The organism is Nocardia sp. NPDC004722 (assembly GCF_053601505.1).
In genome coordinates, this window is record NZ_JBSGBY010000275.1 from 1 (window position 1) to 10,870 (window position 10,870).

Genomic DNA, 10,870 nt, shown 5'->3' on the forward strand with positions numbered 1-10,870 from the left:
GGTTCTCCGCGTTGCCGATCCACCCGTCGCTCGGCCCGCCGCAGCGCCCCGAGCGCGCCCGCGCGGTCCCCGGTCGACTGGTGGATCGGCAACGCGGAGAACCGCAGTGGCCGTGGGTGTTCGTCTTCGACGGCCCCAAGGCGGCCCGCTACCAGGCCAGTGCGCTGACCCGGCTCGGCGACCATCGCGCGGCGCACATCGCCTTCCAGAACGCGAACGCCTCGCTGACCGCGGAGAAGCCGCGCGCCCTGGCCCAGGTCGAGCACGCGCAGGTGCTGGCGCGCTCCGGCGACATCGAGGGCGGCTGCGCGCTCGCCGCCGAGGCGCTGATGGTCGGGCTCACCTATCACAGCGAGCGAATCACCCGCCTGGCCAGGACATTCCGCGCCGGGTTGCCCGCGCGTACCGTCGAGGCCAGGGCACTCGACGATGCCCTCGCCACCCTCTACGGACGAGACGATCAATGACGAGCGTCGCCATCACCGGGCACCGTGGCCTGCCCGCGGCCACCCTCGCACTGGTGGATCGGGCACTGCGGCTGGAGGTGGCGTTGCGCATCCGGCCGGGCGGGCCGCCGCTGCTGGGGGTGAGCTGTCTGGCCGATGGGCCGGATTCGCTGTTCGCACAGGCGATTCTGGACGCGGGCGGGCTGTTGACGGCCGTGATTCCGGCCCGCCGGTATCGGGCCAGCCTGCCGTCGAGCCATCACGCCGACTACGACCGGCTGCTCGCGGCAGCCTCCCGTGTCATCGCCCTGGATCGGGAGGAGTCGGATTCCCCGGCTCACCATGCCGGCAGCCTGCGCATGCTGGACGAGGCCGAGGAACTGTTGGCGGTGTGGGACGGCCTGCCCGCCCGCGGTTTCGGCGGCACCGCCGACGTGGTGGCCACCGCTCGCGCGCGTGCCATGCCGGTGACGGTGCTCTGGCCGGAGGGCGCCTTACGCCCGGCTTGACCTCGAGTGCGGTTGAGGTATCAGGATGCCGGTATGGGCTTTTCGACAGCCCGGCCCCGGATCCGTGCCGAGTCCCGTACACCCCTCGGCGCGGACCCGGGGTTTCCTCCCGCCGCACCTGGGCAATCAACACTCGCGCGACCGTTGTGAACATGCCGCTCGACGGCGCGGCGCGCACTTCGGCGTAGGGTCGGTAGCGACCGCTCAGCTATCCCGTAGCAGCGCCACGCAATTCGGATGGAGAGGACTGCAGCATGTCGAACGGGGATGCCGTCATCGTCGCGGTGGACGAATCGGCCGGTTCCGCGGTGGCCTGGGCCGCCCACGCCGCCGCCCTGCACCACGCGCCCCTGCATCTGCTGCGCGTCCTCGAGATCACCCCCGATCAGGGGCTGGGCCTGGGCACCACCCTCACCGCCGAGGACTACGGCCGGCTCGAGGAACACGCCAACTGGCTGCTGGAAACCGCCGCCACGGAGGCCGCCAAGGCCGAGCCCGGAATCACCGTCACCACCGAACTCGCCACCGGCGCAATCATCCCCACGCTGCTCGAGCGCACCCATGCCGCGCGCATGCTGGTCGGTGGCGCCCGCGGCGGCGGCACCCTGCGCCGCGCCCTGCTCGGCTCGGTCAGTTCGGTGCTGGCTCGGCGCGCGCACTGCCCCTTCGTCGTTGTCCGAGACGGCGTTCCGCTCCCGCTCGATCTCGCCACCCGCCCGATCCTCGTCGGCGTCGACGGCACCAAGATCAGCGAACCCGCCATCGCCGCCGCCCTCGACGAGGCCGCCGCCCGCGGCGTGGCCGTCATCGCCCTGCACGCCGAAGGCTCCTCCGACGACCCCGAAATGGACGCTCTCGACGACTACGTCCTCGCGGAATCCCTCGCCGGCTGGCAGGAGCGCTACCCCAACGTCCGCATCGACCGCGAAACCACCCACGACACCCCCGAACGCTCCCTGCTCACCCTCTCCGCCAGCACCCAGCTCCTGGTGGTGGGCACCCGCGGCCGCAGCGGCTTCACCTCGAAAGTCTTCGGCTCCACCAGTCAATCCCTGCTGCTATCGGTCCAAACCCCCATCATGATCACCCCCACCCCCTAATACCTGCTACCAGCACGACCGTACGGCTCGGTAGTCTGACCCAGACGCCCCCGTAGCCCAATTGGCAGAGGCAGTGGACTTAAAATCCACCAAGTGTCGGTTCGAACCCGACCGGGGGCACAAACTGGCAGGCTGACACCCCCGGTCGACGAGATCAAAACGTCCAGCGGGTGGTGCCGCCGGGCGCGACCGTGGACACCGACACCGCCGACCGAGGCGTGATTCGGTAGACGTACCAAGGTGCCGGACCGGTCGCAGGCGCGTTGAACGGTGCCGTCAGCCCGATCCCGGATTCGTCCACCTCAACCGGCCATCCACCCTCGGCCCAGGTGGCCGCGATCCGTCGAACCGTATCCGGATCGGTGACCTTCTCAGCCGTCCCGTTGATGACGAGATCGAAACTGTCCGCCGTAACGCTTATGGCACACCGCCGGTCACGTGCAACATTCTTGCCCTTCCGGGTGCCGTCCCCCGTCTGGAACCAGTACGTCCCATCAACCCACACCGCCCCGACAGCAGTGACATGCGGCGTCCCATCCGCATTGATCGTGGTAAGCCAAGTCGTATGCCGACTCGGCCCACCACTTTCCGGCGCCTGATCGATATCCCGACCGAGCACCGCGGTCACACTGTCCCACCGCTGAATCCGCATCCCATTGGAGTCATCCAGATTCTTGGCTTCCATGGCCCATCCTTCCCGTGGTTTGCACAGATAGACGGCTCACACTGCCCAAACTAATCGCGATCAATCCGGGTGGGGCGCTCCGCCGAAGTCGAAGGCGATGAAGAGCAATGAGACCGCGATGCCACACACCACGAAGAAGGTTGTCGCTGTCACGCCCAACAGCCGGACACGACGGACCCGGGAAAGCGCGACCCCGATCGCGACCAGCGCACAGAACGAAATGATCCAGGCCGCCCAATAGCCCGCGGTTCCAATGCCGCCCCCAGTGGGCTCCGGCGTGTCGGTACCGAATACGCGTCGAAGCCGGAAGTCGATCATCGGGTAGACGCGAATAGCCATCACTCCACCGACGAACAGTCCACCCGCAAGCTGCACCAAATTTCCGAGCCACTCACGAAACCGACTGCTGTCCATACACTCTCACCCTCCCCCGACCCCACAAGCTGGTCTCATCGCGATTCTAATCACCCCTGGGCCACGTGGCGGGAACGCACTTCCTAGACAGCGCTATGACCGAGCGACTCACAACCGGACGTGCGGGCTCTCGGCGTAGGCGGCGTAGGGCGTCGCCAGTTTCCAAAGTCGTTGGCGCACGGTTTCGCAGTACTCCACGAGGCGGCGGTCGGCGGTGATGGCGATTCCTGCTGGGCCGCCGTGTTCGTCGACCAGGTTGTAGACAACCCGCTCGCCGTCCATCAGCCACCAGTCGTCGGGCGGGACTTCCCCCGCGAGATTCCTTGGTACATATCGGATGTCCTCGCCAGCATCGACGTTGAAGCCGGTAACCGACAGCAGCCAGCGGTGATAGTCGGTGTGCGGCACCGTGACCACCCGAACCCTGGTCACCGGCACACCGCGCCCGGTGGTCTCCCGCATGAGCTCTTGCCAGGGAGTCTTCACGTAGGGCGGGGGCTCACCGTTGAGGAAACGGCGCAATCGTTCGGCCTCGTGCGGGACCGAATACGAGTCCCGCGTCTCCAGGTGGAACGCATCGCGCTCGCACTCGCGGAACAGGGTCGCCCATAGCGCCGGGTCACTGCTTCGGAACTGCACCGTAGAACGTCCTCTCCGACTTCGGGACCTCGACCGCGCTCCCTCGGGGCCTCTCAAGAATCGGCCATCCGAGAACCCTTTTCGCCATCTAGCGGTTCCTGACGCCTTCGAAGTGCGGCGCTGATCAGGCGCCGCGCGTCCTCGCCGGTCAATGCCTGCTTGGCCAGGATGTCGAATGCCCGTCCGTAGAGGGTTAGTTCTCGGGGTTGGGTCACCTTGAGTTCGGCGGTGACGCCTTCGACTGTGACCAGGCTGCGGTCGTACATGACGAAGTTCGTCGCAGGTGCGGGGCAATAGGCGGTGGCCGGCACGATTCCGAATGCCACGCGGGGTAGGCCGAGAACGGCGAGAAGGCGATCCAGCTGGCCTGTCATTACCTGGTCGTCGGCGACGCCTGTCGATAGCGCCTGCTCTCCCATCAGGATGTGGAAACGCCGGTTGCCGCGATACAGAATCTGTTGGCGCTCAATCCGTTTGGTGACGCCATCTTCGAGGTCATCGGGGACTCGGTAGAAGTCGATCGCCTGTCTCAGGATCGCCGTGGCGTAGTCGGCAGTCTGCAAAAGCCCCGGCACGACGTACGGCTGATAGATCCGCATCACCTTCGTTCGCTCGGCAAGCTGTGTCAGCGAATGCTGTCCTCGTCGGGTTCCTGCGCTGAGGACGCGTCGCCACTCGACATACGCGCTGTCGATATTGCGGAGTGTGGCGAGTAGGTCGGGGAGATGCTCAGGGGCCCCGAGGATCTCGCAGTAGGACCGGAGGTCGGCTTCGGACGGTGGGCGCGTGCCGTGCTCCAACTTCGAGACCTTGGTCTCGTGCCATCCCGCGAGTTCGGCGAGGGTGCGCCCGGACATTCCAGTGGCACGGCGCAATTCCCGAAGCCGTTGCCCGAGTACCTCCCTCGCTTCCTGGACGCTTCCGGTCACTTGGCCCGTTGCGCGGCTGTGCTGGCCGCGTATTCGGCGTACGGCGTCGCCAAGGCCCACAGCCGGCGCTTCACGGCCTGGCAGTGCTCAACCAGGCGGGGATCGGTCGTTATCGCGACGCCAGCCGACTTCTTTCGGTCATCGACGAGGTTGAAAACCACCTTCTCATTGTCCATGAGCCACCAATCATCCAGCGGCACTTCACCAGCGAGATGGCGCGGTAGGTAGCGGATGTCCTCGCCCGCCGCGACATTCCTTGCGGCGACGACCAGGCTCCATCTCTGGTAATCGGTGTGCGGCAGGGTAATCACACGAACCCGGCTGACCACCACACCCCGGCCCGTCATCCCCCGAACCAGCTTGTCCCAGCTCTCGAACCAGGCGTAATCGTCAGTCTGGTTCGCGAGGAAACGGCGAAACGGCTCGGACTCGAGCGGCACCGCGTAATCATCTCTGACTTCGAGGTGAAAAGCCTCAGTGCGGCACTGCTGAAATAGGTCCGACCAGTCGCCTTGCCGCAGCTGCACCGTAGAACGTCCTCTCACGCTTGGGCACTTCGATCGCCGCCTCGTCGTCGGCCATTTCCAGTCGGTCGAGAGTGCCGACGTCGGTGACGGGCTTGCCAGCCACTGCGAAGGTACCCCGACCGGTATCGGTGAGCGTCGCCCCTAGGAATGTATGGGGCTCGAGGAAACCAAGCAGCAGATGCGGGATCTCGATCGTGTCCGACCGCTCCGTTCTCCAACCTTGCACCAGGTAACCCTGTTCGGTGACGTACAGGCTCGGGCACTCATTGACCTGCGAGCCACCCCTGCCCAGGAATGTAAGGCGCATGGCCTTCCCCCTTTGATCTGGCGGTCTGCACCGGTTTTGCGGCGCCCCTCAATGGTCCTGCGTTTGGTCACATTTGTTTCCACAACGGCCCAATGTGGGCAAGTTCGGCCAAGTTCGTAGCCTCAGCAAGCCGTCGATTCCTACCGTCATGAATAAGCGCTCAGGGGGCGGTCGACTACCCCGGCCCGGGCTCCCATTCCATCGGCGGAGGTCGAGATGACTGGTCGCACAAGGCTATTCAAATTTCCTGCCGGACTGTTCGAACTCCAGAACGCGGGGGACGAGTCCGAGGACTACGCGGGGATCTATCTCGAGCTTCTCGGGTCCTCCCAGCTCGACACCGAGTACGACGAACTGAGGCAAGGGGCAGATATGCGCTATAAGCCAACTGCGTTGGGGTATCTCCGGATCGATGTGTCCGGCGTTTCGCGGCTCTGGGACGAATCGCAGATTCGGACGGTGGCTACGCGGCTCGGCTATGACTTCGCGGGAGTGGTTGTCTATGACCCGACGTCGGGGCGGCCGCCGCTGGCACGACTGAGAGCCCAAGCGACCCGGCTGGATGCCGAGGTCGTCATCGTGCCCGGGCCGGAGCACTTCGAGGACGGGACAATTCCGGGTTCGCTGGTGCGGCAATTGGACGTGGTCACCGTGCACCCCGAAGCGACCTACGCACGGCGGGCCACGCCTCCTCCGAGCGTGCTTCCACGCCTTCGAGCCGACGGCGCATAACCGCAGTTGAACGGCAACGTAGAGCTTTCATATGTTGCGCTGGTGGGGATGTCGGAAGCCGCCTAGGTGTTGTTCGAGTAGTTCGGCCAGGCGTAGTGGGGTGCGGTCTTCGAACATCGGGCCGATGAGTTGGACTCCTACGGGCAAGCCGTCGGGGGACGGGCCGGTGGGGATGGCGGTGGCGGGTAGGCCGGGCATGGTGGGCAGGCCCGCCCAGACGAGTTGGTCGAAGTACGGGTAGTCGATCCCGTCGATGTCGAGGTGGCGGTCTTCCAGTCCGCCAATGTGGTTGTGTGGGAAGGCGGGTGTGGGGGTGATGGGGCTGACCACCGCGTCGAACTCGGTGAAGAGTTGGCGCCAGCCGTGGCGGTGGAGTTCGCGGCGGTTGTTCGCGTCGACCCAGTCGCGGTGGCTGAACACCATGCCGCGCAGCCGAGCGGCGTCGAGGCTTCGGTCGTCCGGGTCGAGGGCGGCGGCGTCGTTGCGCAGCTTCTCGTAGACGTCGGCGGGGAGCGTCGCGGCGGCGTTCGACAGCATCAGCTGCATGTAGAGCGTCGCGGCTTCGGTGAGATCGGGTAGCAGCGGGCTGTGCCGTCGCACGTGGGCGCCTCCGTTGACGAGGGCCTCGCCCACTCGGTTCACGGCCGCTCGCACCGCTTTTCCGGTCGGGATGAGGGGGTGGTCTTCGATGATCAGGACGCGGAAGTCCGACAACCGCTCATGGCGCGCGGGCGGGAGTGCGAGGGTGTAGGCGCGGCCGTGGGTCAGGGGGTCGGGTCCGGTCATGACGTCGAGCAGCAGGGTGAGGTCGGCCGCCGTGCGCGCCATCGGGCCGACGACGGCGAGATCGAGGTCGATGGGCAGGGCGGGGCCGGGCGGCGCGACCATGCCGCGGGTCGGGGCCAGCCCGAGTGTCGGCTTGTGCGCGTGGATTCCGCAGAAGTGCGCGGGGGTTCGTAGTGATCCGGCGAGGTCGCTGCCGATGGACAGCGCGCCGAATCCGGCCGCCAGCGCGGCCGCCGATCCGCCGGAGGATCCACCCGACGTACGGGTGTGATCCCACGGATTGTTGGTGGTGCCGTAGATCTCGTTGTAGCTCTGGATATCTCGCAGCGTCGCGGGCACATTGGTCTTGCCGAGCAGCACCGCACCCGCCGCCTTCAACCGGGACACCTGCACCGCGTCTTCGGCGGGCAGGTAGTCGGCGTACTCGGGCAGACCCCAGGTGGTCGGCAGCCCGACCATGTCGTAGGACTCCTTGACCGTCACCGGAATACCGAGCAGCGGCCGCTCCTCACCGCGAGCGCGCGCCGCATCGGCCTGCCGCGCGGCGGCCCGCGCATTATCGAAGTCCGGCACACAGATCGCATTAATAGCCTTGTCCCCTCGCTCGATCCGAGCGATCGCGTCCTCCGTCAGCTCCACCGATGTCACCACACCGGCCCGCAACGCCACCAACATTTCCTGCGCCGACTGAAGGTTCGATTCCATGAATGCGAAGGTATTGGCCCGCCACGAAAGCCATAAAACGCCGACGCAGGCAATGGACAACTCGAACGGGCCGACGTCACCGGCGATAAACCCCACCATCAAGGCATGAAATCCCAGTTCACAGCCTCGGCGCAGCATGAGCGTCGTTGCCACGAGCCATGAAAGGCCGTTTCGCACAACAGGATAGATGTCTCAGACCGAGCCCTCCGCGTGCGGTGACAGCCGGTTGCCAGTGTGATCGCCGAGAGTCGTTCGGCCGGAGTGGTTCCGGCTTCCCGATTCACAGGAGTACCGCAGTCATGACTGTCCCGAACGCCCCTCTCGCCGACCGCATCGTCGTGGTCACCGGAGCCTCCAGCGGGATCGGCGCGGCGACCGCCCGCCGGTTGGCCGCCGACGGCGCGCGCGTCGCGCTGGTGGCGCGCCGCGCCGACCGCATCAAGGAGCTCGCCGCCGAGATCTCCGGCATCGCGGTGGAAGCCGATGTGCGCGAGCAGGATTCCGTCCACGCCGCGGCCCAGGCCGTCCGCGCGGAACTCGGCCGCCCGGATCTGGTGGTGGCCAATGCCGGGGTGATGCTGCCCGCGCCGTTCGACGCCGCCGACACCGGGGAGTGGGATCAGATGATCGCCACCAACGTCAACGGGCTGCTCTACACCAGCCGCGCATTCACCGACGATCTGCTCGCGGCCGCCGCCGACGGCCGGACGGCGGATCTGGTGCACATCAGCTCGATCGGCGCGCACGCGGTGTTCCCCAACTACGGGGTCTACGGCGCGACGAAGGCCGCCGTCTCCCACCTGAGCCGGATCCTGCGCGCCGAATTCGGCCCGCGCGGCCTGCGCGTGCACAATGTCGAACCCGGCCTGGTGACCACGGAACTCGGTGACACCATGGAGGATCGCGACCAGTTCGAGGCGCTGGCGGAATGGCGCGAGCAGAACCAGAGCCTCCCCGCCTCCGACATCGCCGACCTCATCGCCCACACCGTCGCCCTCCCCCGCCGCCTCAATATCGCCGACCTGGTGGTGCTGCCCACGGTCCAGGGCTGAAACCAGCGCAAGGCTCGCACTCGATCACGTTGTCAGCGCCGGTCATCCAGCCAGCGGTCGAACGTGGTCGGGGCGATCCGCGCGTTGAAGTCGGTGACATCGATGACCGCGTCGCCCCCGGAACGCCTGTCAGGCACCACGACTGGTGAAGTCGAAGGAGCCGCCGTCGATGCCCCAGGAGATGACGCGGTCGGGGTGGATGCGGATGAGGGCGCGTTCCTGGGGCGGGAAGGGCGGCTCCTGATCGTCGAGCGCCTCGGCCGTGCCGCGCACCTCGATGCCGCGGATCACGTAGGGGTCCAGCGAAACCTGTTGGTCGACAACGAAAGAAACCCGGCTTCCGGCCTCCACATTGCGGTACTTTCGACTGGTCCGCATCCGCTGACCGCCGATGTCGATGGTGCCGTCGGCATTCACCCGATACGTGGTCGGATTGTTCTGCACGACACCGTCGGGGGACACCGTGGCCAGCCGCCCGATCCCGGCCTCCGCGAGGAACTGCTGCTCATTGCTGGTGAAGGTCATGCCGATCACTCCTCGGTGAAATCTAACAGCGCTAGAAACTGGAGCAACGATAACACCGAATCGCTAGCCCGTCTAGCGCTGCTAGATTTTCGCCTCAGGCGGCCGGTCGATCGGCCGAATGATCGTGCGCCCCTTGCTGATCGATGAGCTCGATGAGACTCTCGAGTGCGGCCAGCGACGACCACTCGTCCCGGGCGACCAGGCCCGGATGCCGATCGGATCGGGCGATGAACGCGCCCTCCGCCAACGACCACCGCACGTCGAAGGACGAGAGGCAGAGTGCCTCGCCGTTGCTTCCCATGACCATTACCTCTTCCGCCGATCTCTGGCTCGGAAGCTCGATCCTGGTACGGCGGGACCGGCGGCATCCGGTCGCTTGCGGGTTCAGTACCCGCCCGCGCCCGAATTTTCCGATTCCTTGATGCCCTCGGCTTCCCGGGTGCGCGCGGCCTACTGGGTGCTCGCCGCCTCGAAGGCGCCGACCTGGTAGCTGCCGCCCTTGGTGCGGGTGATCACGGCCAGCCGGTTGGCCGCGTTGATCATCGCGACCAGGTAGACCAGCGCGGCGAGCTGATCGTCGTCGAAGTGCTTGCGCACCAACGCCCAGGTCTCGTCGGAGACGCCGTGGGCGGCATCGGCCATGCGGGTGCCTTCCTCGGCGAAGGCCAGCGCGGCCTGCTCTTCCTCGGTGAACACCGTGGACTCGCGCCACGCGGCGACCAGGTTGATGCGCACGGCGGGCTCGCCCGCGGCGGCCAGCTCCTTGGTGTGGGCGTCGACGCAGAATCCGCAGCCGTTGATCTGGCTGGCGCGCAAGTCGACCAGTTCGATCAGGGATTTCGGCAGCGACGACTGCATGATGACCATGCTGGCACTGGCGAAACGCTTGCCGATCTTGGCGCCGAGTTCGTTGGCGTTCAGGTCGAAACGGGGTTCCATGGGGTGATCCCTACTCTCGGTTCTTCATCGGACGACCACAAGACGACCGCCGACCGACCGCGATAACACCGCCGGGATGTGAGGAGAACCATCCGGAATCGGTGTTACGAACCGGCCCGGTCCGGCGTCGAGTGGGCAGGACCGTCCAGAGAAAGCAGGCACGATGACACCGGATCCCGCCACCGAAGCCTTTGTCACACACCGCAATCTGCTGTTCACGGTGGCCTACGAGATGCTCGGCTCGGCCGCCGACGCCGAGGATGTGTTGCAGGAGACCTGGCTGCGCTGGATCGGCGTCGATCTGGATACCGTGCTCGACCAGCGGGCCTATCTGGTCCGGATCGTCACCCGCCGCGCCCTCGACCGGCTGCGCGCCCTCGGCCGCCGCAAGGAGTCCTACGTCGGCCCGTGGCTGCCCGAACCGCTGCTCACCACACCGGATGTGGCCGACGATGTCGAACTGGCCGAACACCTTTCGATGGCCATGCTGCTGGTGCTGGAAACCCTGACGCCCATCGAGCGCGCGGTGTTCGTGCTGCGCGAGGTGTTCGCTCTGGACTACGAGGAGATCGGCG

At 66.5% G+C, this 10,870-nt stretch carries 16 protein-coding genes and 1 tRNA gene; 7 read left to right on the forward strand and 10 right to left on the reverse strand.

What is annotated here, in order from left to right; all coding sequences use genetic code 11:
* From ACWELQ_RS24870 to ACWELQ_RS24885, 4 genes are all read left to right on the forward strand, one after another.
* Window positions 1-467 (forward strand): hypothetical protein (locus ACWELQ_RS24870; RefSeq protein ID WP_452399456.1); only part of this gene is annotated, 467 nt, incomplete at its 5' end.
* Window positions 464-955 (forward strand): hypothetical protein, encoded by a 492-nt coding sequence (locus tag ACWELQ_RS24875; RefSeq protein ID WP_452399457.1) that lies wholly within the window; start codon window positions 464-466, stop codon window positions 953-955. The genes ACWELQ_RS24870 and ACWELQ_RS24875, both read left to right, overlap by 4 nt.
* Before the next feature lie 254 nt (window positions 956-1,209).
* Window positions 1,210-2,055, forward strand: coding sequence for a universal stress protein (locus ACWELQ_RS24880; protein ID WP_452399458.1), 846 nt, complete (start codon window positions 1,210-1,212; stop codon window positions 2,053-2,055).
* A gap of 46 nt (window positions 2,056-2,101) precedes the next feature.
* Window positions 2,102-2,175, forward strand: a tRNA-Leu gene (locus ACWELQ_RS24885).
* Window positions 2,176-2,209: 34 nt separating this feature from the next.
* On the opposite strand, the gene ACWELQ_RS24890 is transcribed toward ACWELQ_RS24885, so the two are convergent.
* The 6 genes from ACWELQ_RS24890 to ACWELQ_RS24915 form a co-directional block, all read right to left on the reverse strand.
* Window positions 2,210-2,740, reverse strand: a complete 531-nt coding sequence (locus ACWELQ_RS24890) for a pyridoxamine 5'-phosphate oxidase family protein (RefSeq protein ID WP_452399459.1) — start codon at window positions 2,738-2,740, stop codon at window positions 2,210-2,212.
* A 60-nt stretch (window positions 2,741-2,800) separates the two neighbouring features.
* Window positions 2,801-3,154 (reverse strand): hypothetical protein, encoded by a 354-nt coding sequence (locus ACWELQ_RS24895; RefSeq protein ID WP_452399460.1) that lies wholly within the window; start codon window positions 3,152-3,154, stop codon window positions 2,801-2,803.
* Window positions 3,155-3,262: 108 nt separating this feature from the next.
* Window positions 3,263-3,793: a DUF6879 family protein gene (locus ACWELQ_RS24900; protein ID WP_452399461.1), complete on the reverse strand. Its 531-nt coding sequence runs from the start codon at window positions 3,791-3,793 to the stop codon at window positions 3,263-3,265.
* 53 nt (window positions 3,794-3,846) lie between these two features.
* A complete protein-coding gene (locus ACWELQ_RS24905) occupies window positions 3,847-4,782 on the reverse strand; it encodes a helix-turn-helix domain-containing protein (protein WP_452399462.1) in 936 nt (311 codons plus the stop codon).
* Window positions 4,719-5,267 (reverse strand): DUF6879 family protein, encoded by a 549-nt coding sequence (locus ACWELQ_RS24910; protein ID WP_452399463.1) that lies wholly within the window; start codon window positions 5,265-5,267, stop codon window positions 4,719-4,721. Before ACWELQ_RS24910 ends, ACWELQ_RS24905 begins: the two co-directional genes overlap by 64 nt.
* Window positions 5,197-5,556 carry a hypothetical protein gene (locus tag ACWELQ_RS24915; RefSeq protein WP_452399464.1) on the reverse strand — a complete coding sequence of 120 codons (360 nt, stop codon included), beginning with the start codon at window positions 5,554-5,556 and terminating at the stop codon, window positions 5,197-5,199. The genes ACWELQ_RS24910 and ACWELQ_RS24915 overlap by 71 nt, the downstream gene beginning before the upstream one ends.
* A gap of 216 nt (window positions 5,557-5,772) precedes the next feature.
* Between ACWELQ_RS24915 and ACWELQ_RS24920 the strand changes: the two genes are divergently transcribed.
* Complete coding sequence (locus ACWELQ_RS24920) at window positions 5,773-6,288, forward strand: hypothetical protein (RefSeq protein WP_452399465.1); 516 nt, start codon at window positions 5,773-5,775, stop codon at window positions 6,286-6,288.
* A 27-nt stretch (window positions 6,289-6,315) separates the two neighbouring features.
* Here ACWELQ_RS24920 and ACWELQ_RS24925 read toward each other — a convergent pair whose 3' ends face one another.
* Window positions 6,316-7,779 carry an amidase gene (locus ACWELQ_RS24925; RefSeq protein WP_452399466.1) on the reverse strand — a complete coding sequence of 488 codons (1,464 nt, stop codon included), beginning with the start codon at window positions 7,777-7,779 and terminating at the stop codon, window positions 6,316-6,318.
* Between the two features lie 299 nt (window positions 7,780-8,078).
* Here ACWELQ_RS24925 and ACWELQ_RS24930 point away from each other — a divergent pair, with 299 nt between their 5' ends.
* Window positions 8,079-8,831, forward strand: a complete 753-nt coding sequence (locus ACWELQ_RS24930; protein WP_452399467.1) for an SDR family oxidoreductase — start codon at window positions 8,079-8,081, stop codon at window positions 8,829-8,831.
* A 129-nt stretch (window positions 8,832-8,960) separates the two neighbouring features.
* Here ACWELQ_RS24930 and ACWELQ_RS24935 read toward each other — a convergent pair whose 3' ends face one another.
* The 3 genes from ACWELQ_RS24935 to ACWELQ_RS24945 form a co-directional block, all read right to left on the reverse strand.
* On the reverse strand, window positions 8,961-9,356 hold the full coding sequence (locus tag ACWELQ_RS24935) for a PPOX class F420-dependent oxidoreductase (RefSeq protein WP_452399468.1): 396 nt from the start codon (window positions 9,354-9,356) through the stop codon (window positions 8,961-8,963).
* 94 nt (window positions 9,357-9,450) lie between these two features.
* Window positions 9,451-9,657 carry a hypothetical protein gene (locus ACWELQ_RS24940; protein WP_452399469.1) on the reverse strand — a complete coding sequence of 69 codons (207 nt, stop codon included), beginning with the start codon at window positions 9,655-9,657 and terminating at the stop codon, window positions 9,451-9,453.
* Window positions 9,658-9,806: 149 nt separating this feature from the next.
* Window positions 9,807-10,295, reverse strand: coding sequence for a carboxymuconolactone decarboxylase family protein (locus ACWELQ_RS24945; protein WP_452399470.1), 489 nt, complete (start codon window positions 10,293-10,295; stop codon window positions 9,807-9,809).
* Between the two features lie 163 nt (window positions 10,296-10,458).
* On the opposite strand from ACWELQ_RS24945, the gene ACWELQ_RS24950 reads away from it, so the two are divergent.
* On the forward strand, window positions 10,459-10,870 hold a 412-nt coding region (locus tag ACWELQ_RS24950), incomplete at its 3' end, for a sigma-70 family RNA polymerase sigma factor (protein WP_452399471.1).